Here is a 21,482-nt window from a genome sequence, read left to right on the forward strand (position 1 = left end):
CCATCCGGAAGATACACCAAATAGTTGATATCACTGCAGGAAGCGAAAACTTTACGCGAAGGATTAAACCGGCCTTAACGGATGATCCCTATTCTCACCCGGACAATATCCAGCGGATGGTGCGCTGCATGAGTGAGAAAAGTATTTTCTCCAACCTCGTCCGCCAGCCGGACGGCGCGTTCAGCGCGGTCTACGGCCCCTATCTCCTGCAATCGGCGCTGCAACCGATCTTCCACGAGCGCGAGAACGGCCACTTGCAGATCGCCGCCTTCAAGGGCCTCATCCGCGCCAGCCTAGGGGATGTGCCTTCCTCTCCCGCGGAGTTCTTCCAGACCATACCGGAAGAGGAGCGCGGGGTCGTGGACGGCCTTTGCCGCAGTCTGCACATTCTCAACACCGGCGCGCTCGGCCGCACCAATGCCACGCTGATCGTCGGCTTCCAGGCTGGCCTCTACGGCACGCAGGCGGCGATGCGGCAGGAGGAGGAGCGGCTGCGGCTTTGCGCGCACGAGGCGGGCATGCCGTTCGAGGCTATCGCCTGCGAAATCCGCGAGCATCCCGATGACGACCCCGACGCCATGGCGCAGTTCGCGGCACGGCTGCACGAAAGCGGCTTTTCCATCGCCATAGACGACTATACGGGCGAGGACAGCGACCTTGCCCGCCTGGAGCGTCTCGATCCGCAATTCGTGACCTTCGACACGGCATGGCTGCGCGGCTTCGCAGAAAACTCCGCCGGCCTCGCCCTGCTGCGCGTCGTCGTCGGCCAGTTCGCGCAAAAGGGCATCCGCGCCGTCGTCGCCGGGATAGAGGAGCCGGACATGCTCGACCTCTGCCGCGAGATGGGCGGCCCCCTGATGCAGGGCTATCTCCTCGCCCGGCCCGAACTCGCCCCGACGACCTTCGACCTCAGCTTCCCGTATGAGGGCGAGGAGGACGCCTGGACGCCCGTCGAGCCGCTTCCGGCCGGCCTAGCGCCTGCCGCCGAAACCCGCGCCGCCCGCCCCCAGCGCCAGTTCGGCCGGCGGGGTGCCTAGAACGGTGCAAAACAGCGATCTATTCGGCCGAACACCCTGAAAATCCATCTTTTTCCACTTGCCATCCTTTCGCCACAATAAATGTCGGGACTTGCCGCAATTCGGTCCTTGTCGCGCCGATTTCGGCAGGCTTTTTCGGTACTCGCAGCGGAAAAAAGCCAAGAGGGGGACGCGATGTTTCTGGATGAAGACAAGGTCGGCAGATCACCGAAGGCTCGCGAGTCGCGCGCCATGTTCCTGATCGCGATGACCGCGCTCGCCGCCTGTGTCGCCATGGTCGTCGGTCTAATGTCGCCGCCCGCAATCGCAATCGACACGATCAAGACCTCCGGCATCCACAAGACGACCTCCGAGACCCTGCCCACGCAAAAGTGACGCCCGGCACCGGCGTCGCTCTTGAAAGCCGCACGGCTCTAGGCCAGTTAACGGCGAAAGACGGGAGACGGCGATGCGACGCAAGACAGGCAGCGGGAAAGAACTTATCGGCGGCATGGCCCTCGCCCTCCTTGCGGGCTGGTCGCTCCTTCCCCTTCCAGCCCACGCCGAAACCCGCGAATTCCCCAGCAAGAAGGCCCCGCTCACCGTCGAAACGCTGGCAAGCGGCCTGCAACAGCCCTGGTCCGTCGAGGTCCTGCCGGAAGGCGGCTACCTCGTTTCCGAAAAGGCCGGCACGTTGCGCCTCGTGCGCGGCGGCAAGATCTCCGCCCCCATCGGCGGCGTGCCGGCGGTCGCCACGGACGGCCAGGGCGGCCTGCTCGACATCGCACTTGCGCCGGACTTTGCCGAAAGCCGCACGCTCTACCTCACCTATAGCGCGCGCGGCGATGGCGGCGCGGGCACGGCGGTCGCCAGGGCGCGGCTTTCCGACGACGGAACGCGGCTGGAGGACCTCACCCGCATCTTCCTGATGAGCCGCCTAACGCCAAAAGGCCAGCATTTCGGCTCGCGCATCGCGATCGCCCGGGACGGCAGCCTGTTCTTCGGCATCGGCGACCGGGGCGAAGGCAGCCGCGCGCAGGACCCGCGCGACCATGCCGGCGCGATCCTGCACATCAATCCCGACGGCACCCCGCACAAGGACAATCCCTTCCTCGGCACATCGGCGGGCCTTGCGGAAATCTGGTCGAAGGGCCACCGCAACCCGCAGGGCCTTGCCATCGACCCGAAGGACGGCACGCTGCTGACGGCCGAACACGGCGCGCGCGGCGGCGACGAGATCAACAATCCGCAGCCCGGCCGCAATTACGGCTGGCCGCTCGTCTCCTACGGCCGGCACTATTCCGGCGCGGAATTCGACCTCGGCTCCTCGGCCGAGGGCTACGAGCCGCCGCTTTATTATTGGGACCCGTCCATCGCGCCGGGCGCCATCGCCGTCTATCGCGGCGCGATGTTCCCGGAATGGGACGGCAACCTCATCGTCGCCGCGCTAAAGTACCAGCTCGTCGCCCGCCTCGAACGGGACGAAGGCGGCGCGATCGTCTCCGAGGAACGGCTGTTCGACGGCGAGTTCGGCCGCATCCGCGACGTCGTCGTCGCTCCGGACGGCGCCTTGCTGCTCCTGACCGACGAGGCGAACGGCGCGCTGCTGCGCGTCTCGCGCGACGACACGGCGGACTGACACGCTCCCTTGCCTAACGCCCGGCCGCCTGATAGCAGGAGGCCGGACGCAGTCGCGTCCATTTCCTCTCACAGGGTACGAGACATGACGCGCGTTCAGGCGAACCTTCTCCTGTTGCTGGCAGGCGCCATCTGGGGCGCGGGCTTCATCGCCCAGTCGACCGCGATGCAGGCGCTCGGCCCCTTCTGGTTCATCGGCCTTCGCTTCCTCGTCGCGACCTTCGTCGCCCTGCCCTTCACGCTCTGGGAGAAAGCGCGGGCGACAGCCCCGTTGCGCACGAGAGACGTCGCCGGCTTCGTCCTGACCGGCCTTGCGCTGTTTGCCGGCGCCGCCTTCCAGCAGGTCGGCCTGCTCACCACGACCGTCACCAATTCCGGCTTCCTCACCGGCCTCTATGTCGTCTTCACCCCGATCCTGACGGTGCTGTTCCTGCGCCGCCGGCCGCACTGGGTCATCTGGCCCGCCGCGCTCACCGCCTGCCTCGGCATCTTCCTGCTCTCCGGCGGCACGCTGACCGCGCTGACGCTCGGCGACATGCTGACGGTCGCCAGCGCCGCGCTGTGGTCCGTGCAGATGATCTGCGTCGGCGTCTTTTCCGGTAGGTCCGGCCGGCCGATCGCGCTGTCGCTCATGCAGTTCGCCATCTGCGGCATTCTCGGCTGCGCCGCCGGCCTTCTCTTCGAATCCGTCAGCCTGGCCGCCATCCAGTCGGCGCTGCCGGAAATCCTCTATGCCGGCCTCTTCTCGAGCGGCATCGCCTTCATCCTCCAGAACATCGCCCAGCGCTATACGACCGCGCCGCAGGCGGCCATCTTCCTCTCCAGCGAGGCCCTGTTCGCCGCCCTCTTCGGCGTGGCGCTGCTCGGCGAGACCATCACGCCCGCCGGCTATGCCGGCTGCGCCATCATCTTCGTCGCGATCCTCGCGGTGGAACTGGTGCCGGAACTGCTGCGCGGCCGGCGCGCGGGCCAGCCCCTGGAGGCATGAGACCCGCCGCTCCGCGCGGCCTTCTTCTTTGCGCTCCGCAATATAAGTCGTACCAATGCCGTGCAGGTCCCCGTAAAACCTGAGGGTTTTTTCGGCAATCGCCCGGAATTTGACCAAAGTGAGGCATGCCGGAGGTGTGCCAAAACTTTTGCTTGCCAATTTGAAGCAAACGCATCACTCTTGCGCCGTTCGGGCAATTTGCGAACACGGGAAGACCTTGAATAAATGCGCGCCGGAGACGCGAAACAATTCCGGGCGGCCAACATCTGGAACGGTCCTTGTGACCTTGTGGTTGGCTGGCTGCGGTGAAAACAGGACCCTTTCCTCAACCTCGAGAACTGCCTGCCTAACGCCCCTCGGGGCAAAACTGATGTGCTGCCCGCCGCCAAATATACGGGCAGAGAGAAAAGGACCTGACGCATGGCCGAAACTGGCACCGTAAAATTCTTCAACACCGAGAAGGGCTTTGGCTTCATCAAGCCCGACAACGGTGGTGCGGATATCTTCGTACACATTTCCGCTGTACAGGCCTCGGGCCTGAACGGCCTTTCCGAAAACCAGAAGGTAAGCTTCGACACGGAACCTGATCGCCGCGGCAAAGGCCCGAAGGCGGTTAACCTGCAGATCGCCGGCTGATCCGGCACTCTTCAGGATTTTCAGTTGGAGCCCGGCAGAGATGCCGGGTTTTTTCGTTCAGCCTCCATTCAGCCTCTTTCTTCTAGTCTCGTGGCCATCATCGACCGGTAGAAGCCGGCGTTCAAAGGAACGATGTTATGAATAAAACCATCAAGGCCATCGTGCTTTCCGCTGCAGTCGCCGCCACGACGCTCACCGCAACCGTTGGCGTCGCCGAGGCGCGCGACCGCCATGGCTGGAACAATGGCGGCTGGCACCATCGCGACCATCGCCGCCGCGACCGCAACGATGCCCTCGTCGGCGGCGCCATCGGGCTTGCCACCGGCATGATCATCGGCGGCGCCCTCGCCTCCCAGCCGCGTTACGACGACCGCCGCGTCTATGTGGAGCCGGATTACTACCCGGAACCCGAGCGCCGCGTGTACCGCCGCCCGGTCGCAAGCTACGAACCGTGGACGCAGTCCTGGTACGATTACTGCTCGCGCCGCTACCGCTCGTTCAATCCGGACAGCGGCACCTTCGTCGGCTACGATGGCCGCGAGCACTTCTGCGTCGCCGGCTGATCGCGACGACTTTCAGCAAAACGGGCGCCCTCGGCGCCCGTTTTCGTTTGTCAAAGCCCGCGCAGGAACGGATTGGTCCGCCGCTCCTCGCCGATCTTCCCGCCCGGTCCGTGGCCGCACAGGAAGCCGACCTCGTCCCCCAGCGGAAACACCTTGTCGCGGATCGAGGCCAGAAGCTGCTGATGGTCGCCGCCCGGCAGGTCCGTGCGGCCGATCGATCCCTGGAAAAGCACATCGCCGAGATGGGCGAAGCCCTGACTGCGGTTGAAATAGATCACGTGCCCCGGCGCGTGGCCCGGCGTGTGGTAGACCTCGAATTCGTGCGCGCCGAAGGAGACCTTGTCGCCATCCTCCAGCCAGCGGTCGGGCACGACATTGCTGACCTTCATCGGCACGCCGAACATCGAGGCCTGCGCCTCCAGCCGTTGCAGCAGCGAGAGATCGTCCTTGTGCGGGCCGATGATGTCGATGCCGAGCGCTTCCTTCAGTTCCTTTGCCCCGCCGGCATGGTCGATATGGCCGTGCGTCAGCCAGATCGCCTTCAGGTCGATACCGTTATCCTTCACCGTCTGCAGGATCACCTCGACATCGCCCCCGGGATCGACGACCACGCCTTCCTTGGTGTCCACGTCGAAGAGAATGGTGCAGTTCTGCTGGAAGGGGGTGACGGGAATGATGCCCGCCTGAAGCATGCCCATGGAATCCTCGCTCTGTTGCGCTCGTCGACCCCGTATAGCCGCAAGCGCCGGCGAAGACCAAGCGCCAACTAGCGAAGGCTCGCCATCTCCTGCGCAGGGCCGGTCGCAAGCGTCGGCGAAACGGTCGAGAACAGCAGCGCGGCGACCGCGATATTGAGCGCCGCATAGAGATAGACGACCGGGCGGAGGCCCTTGGCAACCTGGTTCTGCTGCGTCGTGTTCGTTTGCATCGTTTCGTCCCCTGCTGTTTCCGGCCGTCTCGGCCCCTTGCGATCATTTCTACAACGACGCGGGATTCCGGTCGGTTCCAAGGGGAACAGGCCATGGCGGCAAGCTGTTGCGACGGGGCAACAGGGATCAGAGCGGCAGGGCGGTGGTTTCCTTCAGCGTGTCCAGCACGATGGCCGTTTTCACATGGGAGACGGATTCGTGCGGCAGCAGCACGTCGTTGACGAAGGCCGAGAGCGCCTTCAGGTTCGGCACCACCACCTTGATGATATAGTCCATCTCCCCCGTCAGCGAGAATGCCTCCAGTACCTCCGGCAGGTTGGAGATCAACCGGGCGAAACGCACCGCATTGTCGCGGTTGTGCGTCGAAAGCGTCACGGTAACGACGATGACGATGCCGAGATCGAGTTTCTCCCGATCCAGCTCCGCCCGGTAGGCGCGGATGATGCCCTCCTCCTCCAGCCGGATGCGCCGGCGCGAGCATTGCGAGGGCGACAGGTTGATGCGCTCCGAAAGCTCGTTGTTCGTCAGGCGCGCATCCTTCTGCAAATGCGCGAGCAGTTTACGGTCGAATTCGTCAAGCTGCACGGTCTTCCCCTTATTTTGTCATTTTACGCACAAACATCGCACGAGATTGGCAAAACGCAAGCACTACGCACGCACATTGCATGGAAACCGCGCCATACTTGCCGAACATCAATATCGAGGAGGACGAACGATGGGCCCTTTCCCGCATGACGCACCGCCAGCCGTGATCACCGCCGACAACCCGGCCGGCACGGACGGCTTCGAATTCGTCGAGTTCGCCCATCCCGAGCCGCAGAAGCTGGAAGACCTCTTCACCCGCATGGGCTACAGCAAGGTCGCCACGCACCGCACCAAGGCGATCTCCGTCTGGCGGCAGGGCGACATCAACTATATCGTCAATGCCGAGCCGGGTTCGCACGCCATGAAGTTCACGGATGTGCACGGCCCCTGCGCCGCCTCCATGGCCTGGCGCGTGGTCGATGCGCAGCATGCCTTCGCCCATGCCGTCTCCAAGGGCGCGACGCCTTATGAAGGCGACGACAAGGCGCTCGACGTACCGGCCATCGTCGGCATCGGCGGCTCCCTGCTCTATTTCGTCGACAAGTATGGCGCCAAGGGTTCGGCCTATGACGCGGAATTCGAATGGACGGGCGCGCGCGATCCGAAGCCCGAGGGTGTCGGCTTCTACTATCTCGACCACCTGACCCACAATGTCTATCGCGGCAACATGGACAAGTGGTGGGACTTCTATCGCGAACTCTTCGGCTTCAGCCAGATCCACTTCTTCGACATCGACGGCCGCATCACCGGCCTCGTCTCGCGCGCCATCACCTCGCCCTGCGGCAAGATCCGCATTCCGCTGAACGAATCCAAGGACGAGACGAGCCAGATCGTCGAATACCTGAAGAAGTACAACGGCGAAGGCATCCAGCACATCGCCGTCGGCACGGACGGCATCTACGACGCGACCGACAAGCTGGCCGGCAACGGCGTGAAGTTCATGCCCGGCCCGCCGGATAACTACTACGACCGCTCCTATGTGCGCGTGGTCGGCCATGAGGAGCCGGTCGAGCGCATGAAGAAGCATGGCATCCTCATCGACGGCGAAGGCGTCGTCGATGGCGGCATGACGAAGATCCTGCTCCAGATCTTCTCGAAGACCGTGATCGGCCCGATCTTCTTCGAATTCATCCAGCGCAAGGGCGACGAGGGCTTCGGCGAGGGCAATTTCCGGGCGCTCTTCGAGAGCATCGAGGAAGACCAGATCCGCCGCGGCGTGATCGCAGCCGAATAACGACCGCGGCAGCAAGCCTATGCGGGGAAGAGGGAGGCGGTCGCGGCGCGGCCGCCTCTTTTCGTGCGCAAGACTCCGGTGCACGCAATACGCGGGCAAATTGACAGATGCCCAGATTCTTCTCACGTTACAGATGTCGATTCTTTCGACAACGGGTGCGCGGTCTCCAGGCCGCAGCCCGGCAACGAAGCTAATGTCCGGCCCGGACCTCTCTCTCATCCTGGCGGACCTTTCGGAGGGGAAGTCATGGAAGCTTTGATGCCCATCATCACGCAGCTCATCGCCGGCGCCGTCGGCGGCAATGTGGCCGGCGCCGCCTTGAAACAGGTGGCTGTGAGCGCGATCGTCAGAACCGTCGTCGGCGCCATCGGCGGTGTCGGCGGCGGCTTCCTCCTGCAGATGCTGGGCGGCGAAGCCGGCCTTTCGGGCATCGTGGCCGACGGCATCGGCGGCCTCATCGGCGGCGGCGTCCTGACGGCCATCGCGGGCGCCGTTCTCGGCAAGAAATAAGGTCCGACCTTTACTGCGCGGGGCCGGAACATCGCCACGATGTTCCGGCCCCGCTTGTATTGCGGCGGCCGCGCCGCTCTTTCAAGTTGATTGTTCCGCCCGTTACGGTCTAACCAGAAAACCGGAAAAGACGCGGGGGACAGCAAGGCATGAAGGGAAATGACAACGTGGCCCGACAGATGCCGGACAGGAACGGCGCGCACGAGCTGCACGAGGACGCCATGACGGGCGACGGGCGCATCGACTTCGAGATCATCGAGGGCCTGTTCTTCGCCTATCGCGACTTCATTTCCGATCCGGACGCCATCCTCGAGAAGAGCGGCTTCGGCCGCGCCCATCACCGGGTCGTGCACTTCGTCAACCGCGAACCCGGCATGACCGTCGCCGACCTGCTCGACACGCTGAAGATCACCAAGCAGAGCCTGGCGCGCGTCTTGAAGCAGCTCATCGATTCCGGCTATATCCAGCAGGTCGCCGGCCCGGAGGATCGCCGCCAGCGCAAGCTCTACCCGACGCGCGCCGGGCGGGCGCTGGCCCTTGCGCTCGCCGAGCCGCAATCCCGCCGCATCGCCCGTGCATTCGAGGAGATGGACGCGGGCGACCGGCGGACGGTGATCCGCTTCCTCACCGGCATGCAGAACGCCAAGAGCGAATGACAGGTTGACCAGGAGGTGAAGACGATGACCGCAGCCGGCGCGCCCTGCGACGACGCATCCCATCTTCTCGTTGTCGATGACGACACCCGTATCCGCGACCTGCTCAACCGCTACCTGAAGGCCGAGGGCTTCCGCGTGACCGTGGCGGGGGATGCGGACGAGGCCCGGCGTAAGCTGCGCGGCCTCGATTTCGATCTCATCGTCATGGACGTGATGATGCCCGGCGAAAGCGGGATTTCGCTGACGAAGAGCCTGCGCGAGATCCGCCCCGTGCCGATCCTGATGCTGACGGCGCTCGCCGAATCCAAGGCGCGCATCGAGGGGCTGGAGGCCGGCGCGGACGATTATCTCTCAAAACCCTTCGAGCCGCGCGAACTGGTGCTGCGCATCAACAATATCCTCAAGCGCAACGCGGCCCCCGTCACGCCGAAGATCGAGCAGGTCATGTTCGGCCCCTATACCTTCTCCCTCGTGCGCAAGGAACTGAAACGCGGCAGCGATCTCATCCGCCTCACCGACCGCGAGCAGGAGATCATGCTGCTCTTCGCCCAGCGCGCGGGCGAGACGATCCCGCGCCACGAGCTGATCGGCGAGGAGACGGAGGTCGGCGAGCGGACCATCGATGTGCAGATCAACCGCCTGCGCCGCAAGATCGAGGACGACCCGTCCAATCCGGTCTGGCTGCAGACGGTGCGCGGCATCGGCTACCGCCTCAGCGTGGAACAGGGCTGAGCGTGGGCGCGGCGCGAAATATCCCGCTCCGGCCGACAGGCCAGCGAGGGGTATGGCAATCGCCGCACCTGCCGGGAAGCCGCCCATGACCAGCCTTCAGACCCTCCGGCGGGATATCGAACGCGCGCCGCTGGCCGGCTGGAAACGCTTCACGCGCTGGCTGCGGCACCGGATGCCGACGGGCCTCTATGCCCGCTCGCTGCTCATCATCATCATCCCGATGGTGCTGCTCCAGGCGGTCGTCGCCTTCGTCTTCATGGAGCGCCACTGGCAGCTCGTCACGCAGCGCCTGTCCATGGCCGTCACGCGCGACATCGCGGCGATCATCGACCTCATCGAGACCTATCCGCAGGACGGCGACTATTCCGAGATCGTCCGCATCGCCCGCGAACGGCTGGAGCTGATCGTCTCAATCGAGCCGGGCACGGAACTGCCCCCGCCGCGCAGCAAACCCTTCTTCAACATTCTCGACGAGATTCTCAGCGAGGAGATCGTCCGCCAGATCCGCCGGCCGTTCTGGATCGACACCGTCGGCGAGAGCAACCTCGTCGAGGTCCGCATCCTGCTCGACAACAAGGTGCTGCGGGTCTACGCCCGGCGCAGCCAGGCCTACGCCTCCAACACGCATATCTTCCTGCTCTGGATGATCGGCGCGTCCCTCGTGCTCATCACCATCTCCATCCTGTTCCTGCGCGGGCAGATCCGGCCGATCCTGGCGCTGGCGCAGGCTGCCGAGAGCTTCGGCAAGGGCCAGAAGATGCCGGAGAATTTCGCGCCGCGCGGCGCGGACGAGGTACGCCGCGCCGGCCTCGCCTTCATCCTCATGCGCGAGCGCATCGAGCGGCAGATGGAGCAGCGCACCGCCATGCTGACCGGCGTCAGCCACGACCTGCGCACCATCCTTACCCGCTTCAAGCTCCAGCTTGCGCTGGCCGGCGACAACCCGGACCTGCAGGGCCTCAACAAGGATGTCGAGGACATGCAGAGCATGCTGGAAGGCTACCTTTCCTTCGCCCGGGGCGATGCGGAAGAGGATGTCGGCGAATTGCGGCTGTCCGATCTCTTCGAACGGTTCGAGCTGGAGGCCGAGTTGCAGAACCGCGCCTTCACCAGCGCCATCGAAGGCGCGGACGAGGTGATGGTGCGCCCGAACGCCTTCGGCCGCCTCGTCGGCAACCTCGTGTCGAATGCGATGCGCTATGCCAAAAGCGTGCATGTGGACGCGCGCCACCGGGCCAAATGGCTGACGATCACGGTGGACGACGACGGCCCCGGCATTCCCGAACGCTCGCGCGACGATGTCTTCAAGCCATTCTTCCGGCTCGACGCGGCGCGCAACCTCGATGCCTCCGGCACCGGCCTCGGCCTTGCCATCGCGCGCGACATCGCCCGCAGCCATGGCGGCGACGTCACGCTTTCGGACAGTCCGATGGGTGGCCTTCGGGCGACGATCCGCGTTCCCGCGTGATCAGCACATCTTCTTGCCGTTCGGCACCAGATGATCGACGCCAGCCAGCACGATGGCGCCGGTCTCGTCCTCGAAGCCGAGCGTCAGCACTTCCGAGCGAACCGGACCGATCTGGCGCGGCGGGAAGTTGACGACGGCAAGCACCTGCCGTCCGACGAGGCTTTCCGGCGTATAGTGCACCGTGATCTGCGCCGACGACTTCTTGATGCCAATCTCCGGCCCGAAATCGATCTGCAGCTTGTAGGCCGGCTTGCGCGCTTCCGGGAAGGGAAGCGCCTCGACGATGGTGCCGACACGGATGTCGACACGTTCGAAATCGGCGTAGGTGATGGTCTCGGTCATGGGAATTCCTTGGAGGGCTTAGCCCGCCAGTGCCTCGGCGCGCTTGCGGGCGGCCGCGATGGCCTTGTCGAAGAGCGGCTGCATGCCGTCCTCGGCCATAAGGACGGAGAGGGCCGCGGCGGTGGTGCCGCCCGGCGAGGTCACGTTCTGGCGCAGGCGGCTGGCGTCGTCGGGGGACTGGTGAAGCAATTCACCAGCCCCCGCGACGGTTTCCCGTGCGAGACGCATGGCGAGGTCCGCCGGCAGGCCGAGTTTACGGCCCGCCTCTGCCATGCATTCGACGAGATAGAAGACATAGGCCGGGCCGCTGCCCGAAACGGCCGTGACGGCGTCGATATCGCCCTCGGTCGCAACCCATTCGACCGGGCCGCTCACCTTGAGAAGGGCATGCACGAAATCGCGCTGCCCCTGCGACACCCGGTCATTGGCAAAGGCCCCGGTGACGCCGCGGCCAATCATGGCCGGCGTGTTCGGCATGGCGCGCACGGTAGCGGTCTCGCCGAGATGGCCTTCCAGATTGGCGATGGTCTTGCCGGCCGCGACGGAAACCACGACGGTTTCGGGTCCGACGAGTCCCTTCAAAGGCGGCAGAACCTGGTCGACGAGCTGCGGCTTGACGGCGACGAAGAGCACGCCCGCCTTCACGCCCTCGGGCGCGGACGTCTCATGGCGCGCGCCGTTGTCGGCGATCAGCTTGGCCATGGCCGGTTGCGGGCCGGGATCGATGACGATGACGGAAGAGCCGGAAATGCCGTTCTTCAGCCAGCCCGTGAGCATCGCGCCGCCCATGTTGCCGGCGCCGATGAGGACGATGGGACCGGAACCCGCCACAGCCATGCTCACGCCTCCCCGACCGTTTCGAACAGCACGGCGTCGACGGCGGACTGGGCGTCCATGCCGGACCAGACGACGAACTGGAACGCCTGGAAATAGGCCTCGCAGGCCTCGAGCGCGCTGGAAAGCAGCACCTCGACCTGACGGTTCGTCGGCTCCGCGCCGCCGGCAAGCAGCAGCGACTGGCGGAAGATCACGACATCCTCGCGCCGCCACAGGTCGAAATGGCCCATGAGCACCTGGCCGTTCACATGCGAGAGCAGGCAATGCACCTCGTTGACGCGGCTTTCGGGAACCTTGATATCGAAGGCGCAGGCCAGATGCAGCGCCTCGAACTCCTCCATCCAGGAGAAGGAGACGTGATAATCCGTCCACTTGCCTTCGACGGTCATCGCGATCTCGTCTTCGCCCGACCGCTCGAACGTCCAGTCATTGTTGGCTGCGACGAATTCGATCATGTCGACCGGGTTGGACTGACGCCCGATATCCAATTCCATAAGGCTCATGCATCACCTTCAAGGCCGGAAGGCATGCGCCGTCGCGCTCACACACGCGACGCGGCAAACCGTACTCCGGATACAACACTGAATGATTGCTCGGCACCTTGCGCAATTCTGGACGACTTACCCTGCCCGAAGCTTGCGCTGCCCGTTTCGAATCATCATTTAAAATCAGTGTATAATGGCGGAGTCGCGACGCCAGCCCCCGCCTTCCCATTTTCTCCGCCCGGTTGTGGACAGAGCCTGCCAAAAAGATTCAGGTCGGTCGCTTAAGGGACTCTGCGCAAAGGGCTTTTCGAAAGTGTCCACAGGGGTAAAAATTTTATTAAAAAAAACGGTTGGCGCGATGTGAATCACGCCAACCGAGTCCTTGCCGAAAGAAGCTGTGCCGAAACGGCTCAGGCGCCCTTCTCGAGGCGCGCTTCAAGGGCCTCGATCCGCTTCAAAAGCGCGTCGTTTTCATCGCGCGCCTTGATGGCCATTTCCCGCACCGCCTCGAATTCCTCGCGCTTGACGAGGTCCATGCCGTTGAAGAAACGCTCGGCCTGGGCGCGGAACACGGTCTCGGCCTCCTTGCGCACACCCTGGGCGGCGCCGGCGGCATCGGTCATCAGCTTGGCGAAGTCGTCGAGAATGCGGTTCGCACCGGTGGTCATGGTCTGCCCTCCTCGGGTCTCGATGGTTCTGGCGGGCGTCCCGCGCCCGCGTCCTGACCAGTGAGGTAGGGTCTTGCGCCCTTCCTTGCAAGCGGATTCCGGTGGATCGCGCGCCATCGGGGCACGGCAGGCCGGCGTATCACGATTTATCGCCTTGACCCTGCCGCAAGGCCTCGCCATCTTCCGCGAAAATCAGGAAGACCGCAGCCTTGACCAGCATAACCCAGCTTTTCGCCATCATGCCCTACCCGCAGATCGACCCGATCGCCTTCTCCATCGGCCCGGTCGCCGTGCACTGGTACGGCATCGCCTATGTCGTGGGCATCATGCTGGGCTGGTTCTATGCCCGCAGACTGATCGAGACGCCGCGCCTTTGGGCCGGAGAAGTGCCCGCGACCCGCGCCCAGCTCGACGACTTCCTCGTCTGGGCCGCCGTCGGCATCATCCTTGGCGGGCGCATCGGCTATATCCTCTTCTACGATTTCGCGAATGTCGTCGCCGATCCGCTGCGCGCCCTCCAGATATGGAACGGCGGCATGTCCTTCCACGGCGGCCTTGCCGGCACGACGCTCGCCATGATCCTCTTCGCAAGGCGCAGCGGCATCGCGGTCTGGAGCCTCTTCGACATCGTCGCCGCCGTCGTGCCGATCGGCCTGTTCTTCGGCCGCATCGCCAATTTCGTCAACGGCGAGCTGTGGGGGCGCCTTTCCGATGCGCCCTGGGCGGTGGTCTTTCCCAATGGCGGCCCCTTCGCCCGCCATCCGAGCCAGCTCTACGAAGCCGGCCTCGAAGGCATAGCCCTGCTAGCCCTGCTCGCCATCGCCATCTACGGATTCGGCGCGTTGAAGCGCCCCGGCCTCGTCACCGGCCTCTTCGTCTCCGGCTATGCGCTGTCGCGCATCACGGTGGAGTTCTTCCGCGAGCCCGATCCGCAGCTCGGCTACCTCTTCGGCGGCTGGCTGACCATGGGCATGCTGCTCTCCCTGCCGATGTTCGCCCTCGGCCTGTGGGCCATCGTCCGCGCCCGCGCCGCGGATGCGGCGGAAGCCTGAGCGGGACCGCCCATGCCGACACCCCTCGCCCGCAAGATCAAGGCGCTGATCCGCACCAACGGCCCGATCAGCGTCACCGACTATTTCGCGCTCTGCCTCGCCGATCCGGAATACGGCTATTACCGCACGCGCGATCCCTTCGGCACCGCAGGCGACTTCATCACCGCCCCGGAGGTAAGCCAACTCTTCGGCGAGATGCTCGGTGTCTTCCTCGTCCACGCCTGGCAGCGGCACGGCGCGCCGGCGGACGTACGCATCGCCGAGATCGGTCCCGGCCGCGGCACGATGATGTCCGACATGCTGCGCGTCATCTCGCGCATCGCGCCCGAACTCTACGAGAGTGCGACGATCCATCTCATCGAGACCAGCCCGAAGCTGCGCGGCGTGCAGCGCGAAACGCTCGGCACCCACGCGGCCCGCGTCGCCTGGCACGACAGCTTCGAGGAACTGCCCGAAGGCTTCGTGCTGCTGGCGGCAAACGAACTCTTCGACGCCATCCCGATCCGCCAGTTCATCAAGACCGCCGCCGGCTTCCGCGAGCGCCTAATCGGCCTCGATGCCGATGACGAGCTGACCTTCGCTGCCGGCGTCGCCAGCCTTGACCCGGCCCTCCTGCCGGAAAACCACAAGACCGTCCCCAACGGCACGATCTTCGAGATCGCCCCCGCCCGCGAGGCGGTGATGGCGACGATCGGCGAGCGCATCGCCCGCTTCGGCGGCACCGCGTTGATCATCGACTACGGCCATTTCGTCACCGGCTTCGGCGATACGCTGCAGGCCGTCCTGAAGCACGATTTCGACCCGCCGCTCGCCCATCCCGGCGAGGCGGACCTGACGAGCCATGTCGACTTCGAGCGCCTGGCCGGCGCGGCGGCAAGCGTGGGCCTGCACGTCCACGGCATGCTGCACCAGGGCGACTTCCTCGTTGGCCTGGGTATCGGCGAGCGCGCCTCCGCCCTCGGCCGCAACCGCGACGAGGAGACGCAGCAGTCGATCCTTGCCGACGTCGACCGTCTCGCAGGCTCCGGCGCCGGGAAAATGGGCGATCTTTTCAAGGTCTTGGCGGTCGGCAGCGCACCGCTCTCGCTCTTTCCCTTCCGTCAACCCGATTGACACATAAGCCAAGGCCGGACAACATCCGGCCCGATTTGCACCCCGTATGCCCGGCCGAAATCCTTGCCTGGCGGCCTGTCCAAAAGCCCAGCCGAGAGACCATGAAGGACCAAGCGCTTCCCCATCCGATCGAAAGCCCGCTGCTTGCGGAACGCGCCGGCAAAGCCGCGCGCCACGGCTTCTTCACCCGCACCGGCGGCGTTTCGGAAGGCATCTATCGTGGCCTCAATGTCGGCCTCGGCTCGCAGGACGAGCGCGGGAACGTTCACGAGAATCGCGCCCGCGTCGCCCGCTGGTTCGCCGTGGAGCCGGACCGGCTCGCAACGGTGCACCAGATCCATTCGCCCGACGTCGTGGTGGTGGACGAGACCTATGATGGCGCGCGCCCGCAAGCGGACGCGATGGTCAGCAACACGCCCGGCGTCATCCTCGGCGTGCTTGCCGCCGATTGCGGCCCCATCCTCTTCTGCGACCCCGAGGCCCGCGTCGTCGGCGCGGCCCATGCCGGCTGGAAAGGCGCGCTCTACGGCGTGCTCGAAAACACCATCGCGGCGATGGAAAAGCTCGGCGCAAAGCGCGAAAACATCATCGCCAGCCTCGGCCCCTCGATCAGCCACCGCAATTATGAGGTCGGCCCGGAATTCGTCGAACGCTTCCTCGGCGTCGACAAGGCATACGAGCGCTACTTCAAGCCCTCGGAAAAGCCCGGCCATGCGATGTTCGACCTGCCGGGGCTGACGACGCAGCGGCTCAAGGATGCCGGGGTGACGGCGGAGAACCTCGATATCTGCACCTATCCCGACGAGGACCGCTTCTTCTCCTACCGGCGCACCACGCACCGGCAGGAACCCGACTACGGCCGGCAGATTTCGGCGATCATGATAAGGGGCTGAAGCCCCATACCGCGAGGGAGACACCCATGGCACTTCACTTCGACACCGAGGAATACGCCAACCGGCTCCAGCGCCTCACCTCCCGCATGCGGGAGGAAAAGCTCGACGCCGTGCTGCTCTTCGCGCAGGAGAGCATGTACTGGCTGACCGGCTACGACACGTTCGGCTACTGCTTCTTCCAGACGCTCGTCGTCAAGGCGAGCGGCGACATGGTGCTGCTCACCCGCTCGGCGGACCTGCGGCAGGCGCGGCACACCTCCAATATCGAGAAGATCGAGGTCTGGGTCGACCGCGTCAACGCGGACCCGACCATGGACCTGAAGAACCTCCTGTCCGATCTCGACCTGCTCGGCTGCCGCATCGGCGTGGAATACGACACGCACGGCCTCACGGGCCGCAACGCCCGCCTGCTCGACAACCAGCTCCAGAGCTTCGGCGACCTCGTCGACGCCTCGACCATCGTCAGCCGCCTGCGGCTCATCAAGAGCCCGGCCGAGATCGCCTATGTCGAGCGCGCCGCCGCGCTTTCGGACGACGCGCTGGACGCGGCCCTGCCGCTGATCGTGCCCGGCGGCGACGAGGCGGCGATCCTCGCCGCGCTGCAGAACGCCGTGCTTGCCGGCGGCGGCGACTATGCCGCCAACGAATTCGTCATCGGCTCAGGCGCCGACGCCCTCCTCTGCCGCTCCAAATCCGGCCGGCGCCGGCTGGATGCCCAGGACCAGCTCAGCCTGCAATGGGCCGGCGTCAGTTCGCGCTACCACGCGCCGATGATGCGCACCGCCGTGATCGGCGAGCCGAGCAACCGCCACCGCGAGCTCTACAGCGCCTGCCGGGAGACCATGCAGGCGATGGAGATGGTGCTGCGGCCCGGCAATACGTTCGGCACCGTCTTCGAGACCTTCGCCCGCATCCTCGACGAGCGCGGCCTCGCCCGGCACCGGCTAAATACCTGCGGCTACTCGGTGGGCGCGCGCTTCGCCCCCTCCTGGATGGACCCGCAGATGTTCGTCGTCGGCAATCCGCAGGAAATCGAGCCGAACATGTCGCTCTTCGTGCACACGATCATCTCCGATTCCGAGAGCGGCACGGCCATGACGCTCGGCCAGACCTACCTGACCACCACCGACACGCCGAAGCCGCTTTCGCGCTACGGTCTCGATTTCCTCGAAATCTGACCCGCGACATCCTGCGATTGACAGCACCGGAGGCGGCACCCATAAATCGTTGCGGGGACGCAGGAGGCATAAGCCTCCGCAGGATACGGACGACAACGATGCAGGAGCTGATGAAGCGGCTGGCACTGATCGGCCTCATTGCCACCCTTACCGGCTGCAACAGTACCGATGCGCTCATTCCGCCCGCCGACGTGGGCAACAGCTTCAACTCTCCACCGGTGACGCAGAGCGATCTCGACCAGATGAGCGCCGACACGTCGCCCGTCTCCACCGCCACCCAGCAGACGGCCTTCACCTCCTCCGGCGGCTCCGCCGGCGCGGACACGGCAGGCACCTTGCAGGGCCAGGCCGATGCGCTGGCCCGCAACAACGGCGCGCACAGCACCGCGGAGGCGAATGCCGAGCTTACCCGCACGGCTGCGGAGCGCTCGCTGGCCGCCGAAGAGGTCGCGGCCCTGCCGCCCGCGAACGCTGGCAGCGAAACGATCCGCTTCCTGCCGATCATCGGCGCGCCGGTCGAGGCGGTCACGCCGCTTTCCAAGCGGCTCGGCGCGGAAGCGCGCTCCGGCGGCCTGACGATCCGCAGCGCCTCGGACGCATCCGCCAAGTATATCCTCAAGGGCTACTTCTCCGCCATGAACGACAATGGCGGGACGACCGTCATCTATGTCTGGGACGTGCTCGACGGCAGCGGGGCGCGGCTGCACCGCATCCAGGGGCAGGAAACGGTCTCAGGCACGGCCGACGACCCGTGGACCGTCGTGCCCGCACAGACGATGGAGGGCATCGCGCAGAAGACGATCCGGCAGTATCTCGACTGGCGCGGTTCGCTGCCGGGTTAAGCTCCCCGAAACGGTAAATCACAGCGAAATGCGAGGAATCGCTTTTCCGAAGGAGCAAGGCCCTTGCATTCGAGGATTTTGCCGCTTAAACGCCCCCCATCAGCATAATAACAGGCGGACCATAGATGAAGGTTTTCGCGGGCAATTCGAACCGGCTTCTGGCCGAAGCGATCTGCAATTATCTGAATGTTCCGCTCGGCCGTGCCACGGTCAGACGCTTCGCAGACCAGGAAATCTTCGTTGAAATCCAGGAGAACGTGCGCGGCGAGGACGTTTTCGTCGTGCAGTCGACGTCGTTCCCGACGAACGACCACCTCATGGAAATGCTCATCATGATCGATGCGATGCGCCGCTCCTCGGCGCGCCGCATCACGGCCGTGATCCCCTATTTCGGTTACGCCCGCCAGGACCGCAAGCCCGGCCCGCGCACGCCGATCTCGGCCAAGCTCGTCGCCAACCTCATCACCGAGGCCGGCGCCGACCGCGTGATGACGCTGGACCTGCATGCCGGCCAGATCCAGGGCTTCTTCGACATTCCGACCGATAACCTCTACGCCGTGCCGATCCTCGCGCGCGACGTGAAGGAGAACTACAATCTCCAGAACGTCATGGTCGTCTCGCCCGACGTCGGCGGCGTGGTGCGCGCACGCGCATTGGCCAAGCGTCTCGAATGCCAGCTGGCGATCGTCGACAAGCGCCGCGAGCGCGCAGGCGAATCCGAAGTCATGAACGTCATCGGCGACGTCACCGGCAAGGACTGTCTGCTGATCGACGATATCGTCGACTCGGGCGGCACACTCTGCAACGCCGCCGAGGCGCTCTTGAAGAACGGCGCGACCAGCGTCACCGCCTATATCACCCATGGCGTGCTTTCGGGCGGCGCGGTTGCCCGCGTCACCTCCTCCAAGCTCAAGGAACTGGTGATCACGGACTCGATCCAGCCGACCACGGCCGTCCAGTCCGCCCACAATATCCGTGTCATCACGACCGCGAACCTGCTTGGCGAAGCGATCAACCGCACGAGCGCGGAAGAATCGGTTTCCAGCCTCTTCGACTGAGAAGACACCGTTTCGTTTCGAAAGGCCCGCGCCCCGATGGCGGCGCGGGCCTTTCCTTTTGCCAATCCCTGTTTTTTCTCTTCGCCCCGATACCGGATGCATCACTTTTGCGTTACGGTCCGGCGAGATTCATTTGGAGGACCTCTGATGTCGCCTTTCCTCACCCGGCTGGCCGGACGCATCGCCATCCTGATCGCCGCCGGCACGCTCGTCGCCTGCTCGGTCGAGGTCGATGAAGGCGGCGGCGATTACCGCCCGCGTCCTCGCCCGCAGGCCTGCACGATGGAATACAACCCCGTCTGCGGCGCACGCGGCGGCGACCAGCAGACCTTCGCCAATGCCTGCGAAGCACGCTCGAGCGGCTTCCGCGTCGTCAGCCGCGGCGAGTGCCGCCGTGGCGGGCGTCCCGATGTCCGCCCGGACGACGGCCGCGCCTGCACGCGTGAATACAATCCGGTCTGCGGCGCGAACGGCCGTGACCGCCAGACCTTCGCCAATGCCTGCGAGGCGCGCCGCAGCGGCTTCGACATCATCGGCCGCGGCGAGTGCCAGGTGCGCCGGCCCGATAGCGGCTGGGGCGGCGGCGACCGTGATCGCGACCGGCCGGGCAGAGGCGAACGCGCCTGCACGATGGAATACAACCCGGTCTGCGCACAGCGCGGCCGCGACCGCAGGACATTCGGCAATGCCTGCTCGGCGGATGCCGAGGGCTACCGCATCGTCAGCCCGGGCGAATGCTCCGGCTACTGATCGCCTTCCCGCATGAAACCGGAAACCCCGCCCGCAAGGCGGGGTTTTTCCTATACGGCACCCTGTTTCCAAGCCCCGCGCCGCCTGTTACCAGTGGGCATTTCCTTTCCGCATAGATGTCGCCATGCTTCGTGATTTTTCCGCTCAGGCCCTGTTCATGGGCTTGCTCACCGCCTTCGTCGGCTTTGCCAGCTCCTTCGCCGTCGTGCTGCACGGCCTGACGGGTGTCGGCGCCACCGAAGCGCAGGCCGCCTCCGGCCTGATGGCGCTCTCGGTCTCGATGGGCCTTTGCGCCATCGTGCTCAGCACCGTCACACGCCTGCCCGTCTCCATCGCCTGGTCGACGCCCGGCGCGGCCCTGCTCGCCAGTTCCGGCGCGGTCGAGGGTGGTTTTGCGACGGCGGTCGGCGGGTTCCTCGTCTGCGCGACGCTGATCGTCGTCGCCGGCCTCTGGAAGCCGCTCGGCCGCATGGTCGCCGCTATCCCGGCGACGCTCGCCAACGCCATGCTGGCCGGCGTGCTGATCGGCCTCTGCTTCGCGCCGGTCAGGGCCATCGCCTTCAATCCCCTGCTCGGCCTGCCCATCGTGCTGGCCTGGATCGTCGTCGGCAGCATCAACCGGCTCTATGCCGTTCCGGCAGCGCTCGCCGCCTTCGTCGCCGTGCTCGCCTTCGGCGTCGAGATTCCGGACGGCGCGCTCTCCGGCCTTTCCGCCGCGCTGCTGCCGCAGCCGGAATTCGTCACGCCCGCCTTCACCGTGGCCGGCCTCGTCGGCATCGCGCTGCCCCTCTTCATCGTCACCATGGCCTCGCAGAACATTCCCGGCATCGCCGTGCTCAAGGTGAACCACTACGAACCCAATCCCGGCCCGCTCTTCGCGACAACGGGCCTCTTCTCGCTTTTCTCCGCGCCCTTCGGCGGCCATGCGGTGAACCTTGCCGCCATCACAGCCGCCATGTGCGCGGGCAGCGACGCCCATCCCGACCCGGCAAAACGCTACTGGGCGGCGATCAATGCCGGCGTCTTCTACGTGATCTTCGGGCTTGCGGCCGGCGCGGTCACGGCCTTCGTCAGCCTCGCACCGCCGATCCTCATCCAGGCCGTGGCGGGCCTTGCGCTCATCAGCGCCTTCGCCGGCTCCGCACTCAACGCCTTCAGGGAACCGGACGGGCGGGAAGCGGCGGCGGTGACCTTCCTCGTCACCGCCTCGGGCGTTTCCTTCGCCGGCATTTCCGGCGCGTTCTGGGGGCTGATCGCGGGCGGCCTGATGCTGGCGCTTTCCCGCCTGGTGGCCAGCCTGCGCAAATAG

General features: G+C 65.4%; 26 protein-coding genes. 19 read left to right on the plus strand and 7 right to left on the minus strand.

The window, feature by feature from the left end; translation table 11 throughout:
* Positions 1-128 precede the first annotated feature (128 nt).
* The 6 genes from MOE34_RS12555 (at position 129) to MOE34_RS12580 (ending at position 4,841) form a co-directional block, all read left to right on the plus strand.
* Complete coding sequence (locus MOE34_RS12555) at positions 129-1,037, plus strand: EAL domain-containing protein (protein WP_242217350.1); 909 nt, start codon at positions 129-131, stop codon at positions 1,035-1,037.
* A gap of 174 nt (positions 1,038-1,211) precedes the next feature.
* On the plus strand, positions 1,212-1,412 hold the full coding sequence (locus tag MOE34_RS12560; RefSeq protein WP_242217352.1) for a hypothetical protein: 201 nt from the start codon (positions 1,212-1,214) through the stop codon (positions 1,410-1,412).
* Between the two features lie 73 nt (positions 1,413-1,485).
* Positions 1,486-2,655, plus strand: a complete 1,170-nt coding sequence (locus MOE34_RS12565) for a PQQ-dependent sugar dehydrogenase (RefSeq protein ID WP_431522378.1) — start codon at positions 1,486-1,488, stop codon at positions 2,653-2,655.
* An 84-nt stretch (positions 2,656-2,739) separates the two neighbouring features.
* Positions 2,740-3,642 (plus strand): DMT family transporter, encoded by a 903-nt coding sequence (locus MOE34_RS12570; RefSeq protein WP_242217354.1) that lies wholly within the window; start codon positions 2,740-2,742, stop codon positions 3,640-3,642.
* A gap of 420 nt (positions 3,643-4,062) precedes the next feature.
* On the plus strand, positions 4,063-4,278 hold the full coding sequence (locus tag MOE34_RS12575) for a cold-shock protein (protein WP_064330734.1): 216 nt from the start codon (positions 4,063-4,065) through the stop codon (positions 4,276-4,278).
* Positions 4,279-4,415: 137 nt separating this feature from the next.
* Positions 4,416-4,841, plus strand: coding sequence for a BA14K family protein (locus MOE34_RS12580; RefSeq protein ID WP_242217356.1), 426 nt, complete (start codon positions 4,416-4,418; stop codon positions 4,839-4,841).
* Between the two features lie 50 nt (positions 4,842-4,891).
* Here the strand turns inward: MOE34_RS12580 and MOE34_RS12585 are convergent, their stop codons facing one another.
* From MOE34_RS12585 to MOE34_RS12595, 3 genes are all read right to left on the minus strand, one after another.
* The gene (locus MOE34_RS12585; protein ID WP_242223985.1) at positions 4,892-5,533 is read right to left on the minus strand and encodes an MBL fold metallo-hydrolase; all 642 of its coding nucleotides are present in this window, start codon (positions 5,531-5,533) and stop codon (positions 4,892-4,894) included.
* A 74-nt stretch (positions 5,534-5,607) separates the two neighbouring features.
* Entirely contained in the window at positions 5,608-5,769 is a 162-nt protein-coding gene (locus MOE34_RS12590; protein WP_242217358.1) for a hypothetical protein, read from the minus strand.
* A gap of 127 nt (positions 5,770-5,896) precedes the next feature.
* Positions 5,897-6,355, minus strand: coding sequence for an Lrp/AsnC family transcriptional regulator (locus MOE34_RS12595; protein WP_160786892.1), 459 nt, complete (start codon positions 6,353-6,355; stop codon positions 5,897-5,899).
* A 130-nt stretch (positions 6,356-6,485) separates the two neighbouring features.
* Between MOE34_RS12595 and hppD the strand changes: the two genes are divergently transcribed.
* The 5 genes from hppD (at position 6,486) to MOE34_RS12620 (ending at position 10,955) form a co-directional block, all read left to right on the plus strand.
* Complete coding sequence (gene hppD / locus MOE34_RS12600) at positions 6,486-7,589, plus strand: 4-hydroxyphenylpyruvate dioxygenase (RefSeq protein WP_242217360.1); 1,104 nt, start codon at positions 6,486-6,488, stop codon at positions 7,587-7,589.
* Positions 7,590-7,835: 246 nt separating this feature from the next.
* Positions 7,836-8,099, plus strand: coding sequence for a hypothetical protein (locus MOE34_RS12605; RefSeq protein ID WP_242217362.1), 264 nt, complete (start codon positions 7,836-7,838; stop codon positions 8,097-8,099).
* A gap of 179 nt (positions 8,100-8,278) precedes the next feature.
* Complete coding sequence (locus MOE34_RS12610) at positions 8,279-8,755, plus strand: MarR family winged helix-turn-helix transcriptional regulator (RefSeq protein ID WP_229342343.1); 477 nt, start codon at positions 8,279-8,281, stop codon at positions 8,753-8,755.
* 24 nt (positions 8,756-8,779) lie between these two features.
* Complete coding sequence (locus MOE34_RS12615) at positions 8,780-9,487, plus strand: response regulator (protein WP_242217364.1); 708 nt, start codon at positions 8,780-8,782, stop codon at positions 9,485-9,487.
* Between the two features lie 85 nt (positions 9,488-9,572).
* Positions 9,573-10,955, plus strand: a complete 1,383-nt coding sequence (locus tag MOE34_RS12620) for an ATP-binding protein (RefSeq protein WP_242217366.1) — start codon at positions 9,573-9,575, stop codon at positions 10,953-10,955.
* Here the strand turns inward: MOE34_RS12620 and MOE34_RS12625 are convergent, their stop codons facing one another.
* The 4 genes from MOE34_RS12625 to MOE34_RS12640 all read right to left on the minus strand — a co-directional run bounded on the left by MOE34_RS12625 (position 10,956) and on the right by MOE34_RS12640 (position 13,287).
* A complete protein-coding gene (locus MOE34_RS12625; RefSeq protein WP_242217368.1) occupies positions 10,956-11,297 on the minus strand; it encodes a tRNA-binding protein in 342 nt (113 codons plus the stop codon). It abuts the gene before it with no gap.
* 18 nt (positions 11,298-11,315) lie between these two features.
* Positions 11,316-12,134, minus strand: coding sequence for a pyrroline-5-carboxylate reductase (gene proC, locus MOE34_RS12630; RefSeq protein WP_242217371.1), 819 nt, complete (start codon positions 12,132-12,134; stop codon positions 11,316-11,318).
* A gap of 2 nt (positions 12,135-12,136) precedes the next feature.
* The gene (locus MOE34_RS12635; RefSeq protein WP_064330750.1) at positions 12,137-12,637 is read right to left on the minus strand and encodes a YbjN domain-containing protein; all 501 of its coding nucleotides are present in this window, start codon (positions 12,635-12,637) and stop codon (positions 12,137-12,139) included.
* Between the two features lie 392 nt (positions 12,638-13,029).
* Complete coding sequence (locus MOE34_RS12640) at positions 13,030-13,287, minus strand: accessory factor UbiK family protein (RefSeq protein ID WP_242217373.1); 258 nt, start codon at positions 13,285-13,287, stop codon at positions 13,030-13,032.
* 209 nt (positions 13,288-13,496) lie between these two features.
* Here MOE34_RS12640 and lgt point away from each other — a divergent pair, with 209 nt between their 5' ends.
* The 8 genes from lgt to MOE34_RS12680 all read left to right on the plus strand — a co-directional run bounded on the left by lgt (position 13,497) and on the right by MOE34_RS12680 (position 21,482).
* The gene (gene lgt / locus MOE34_RS12645; protein WP_431522379.1) at positions 13,497-14,339 is read left to right on the plus strand and encodes a prolipoprotein diacylglyceryl transferase; all 843 of its coding nucleotides are present in this window, start codon (positions 13,497-13,499) and stop codon (positions 14,337-14,339) included.
* Between the two features lie 12 nt (positions 14,340-14,351).
* Positions 14,352-15,452 carry a class I SAM-dependent methyltransferase gene (locus MOE34_RS12650; protein WP_242217375.1) on the plus strand — a complete coding sequence of 367 codons (1,101 nt, stop codon included), beginning with the start codon at positions 14,352-14,354 and terminating at the stop codon, positions 15,450-15,452.
* A 101-nt stretch (positions 15,453-15,553) separates the two neighbouring features.
* Positions 15,554-16,345 (plus strand): peptidoglycan editing factor PgeF, encoded by a 792-nt coding sequence (pgeF, locus tag MOE34_RS12655; RefSeq protein ID WP_242217377.1) that lies wholly within the window; start codon positions 15,554-15,556, stop codon positions 16,343-16,345.
* Between the two features lie 26 nt (positions 16,346-16,371).
* On the plus strand, positions 16,372-17,523 hold the full coding sequence (locus MOE34_RS12660; protein WP_242217379.1) for a M24 family metallopeptidase: 1,152 nt from the start codon (positions 16,372-16,374) through the stop codon (positions 17,521-17,523).
* Between the two features lie 98 nt (positions 17,524-17,621).
* A complete protein-coding gene (locus MOE34_RS12665; RefSeq protein WP_242217380.1) occupies positions 17,622-18,365 on the plus strand; it encodes a hypothetical protein in 744 nt (247 codons plus the stop codon).
* Positions 18,366-18,490: 125 nt separating this feature from the next.
* Positions 18,491-19,423: a ribose-phosphate pyrophosphokinase gene (locus MOE34_RS12670; protein WP_242217383.1), complete on the plus strand. Its 933-nt coding sequence runs from the start codon at positions 18,491-18,493 to the stop codon at positions 19,421-19,423.
* A 147-nt stretch (positions 19,424-19,570) separates the two neighbouring features.
* Positions 19,571-20,173: a Kazal-type serine protease inhibitor family protein gene (locus tag MOE34_RS12675; protein ID WP_242217384.1), complete on the plus strand. Its 603-nt coding sequence runs from the start codon at positions 19,571-19,573 to the stop codon at positions 20,171-20,173.
* 124 nt (positions 20,174-20,297) lie between these two features.
* Complete coding sequence (locus MOE34_RS12680; RefSeq protein ID WP_242217386.1) at positions 20,298-21,482, plus strand: benzoate/H(+) symporter BenE family transporter; 1,185 nt, start codon at positions 20,298-20,300, stop codon at positions 21,480-21,482.

It is taken from the genome of Shinella zoogloeoides (assembly GCF_022682305.1).
Taxonomy (GTDB): domain Bacteria; phylum Pseudomonadota; class Alphaproteobacteria; order Rhizobiales; family Rhizobiaceae; genus Shinella; species Shinella zoogloeoides_B.